The sequence below is a fragment of the Priestia sp. SIMBA_032 genome, from assembly GCF_046535215.1.
GTDB lineage: Bacteria > Bacillota > Bacilli > Bacillales > Bacillaceae_H > Priestia > Priestia aryabhattai.
This window is the reverse complement of the sequence record NZ_JAWRXD010000615.1, coordinates 1-273: the sequence shown is the minus strand read 5'-3', so window position 1 is coordinate 273 and position 273 is coordinate 1. Positions and strand designations below refer to the sequence as shown.

The 273-nt window shown below is 43.6% G+C and carries 1 protein-coding gene; it reads right to left on the bottom strand.

Going from position 1 to position 273, the window contains the following annotated elements; all coding sequences use genetic code 11:
• Window positions 1-240 (bottom strand): hypothetical protein (locus SB717_RS35715; RefSeq protein WP_410907691.1); only part of this gene is annotated, 240 nt, incomplete at its 3' end.
• Window positions 241-273: the final 33 nt, after the last annotated feature.

The window sequence follows — 273 nt, the reverse complement described above, 5'->3', positions numbered from 1 at the left end:
CTTATCGTAATTCCGACCTTGAGACTTCATCCCCTCATGATCCAGATTTTGAGACTCCATCTTATCGTAATTCCGACCTTGAGACTTCATCCCTTCATGATCCAGATTTTGAGACTCCATCTTATCGTAATTCCGATCTTGGGACTTCATCCCCTCATGATCCAGATTTTGAGGCTTCACCTTATCGTAATTCCGACCTTGAGACTTCATCCCCTCATGATCCAGATTTTGAGACTCCATCTTATCGTAATTCCGACCTTGAGACTTCATCCC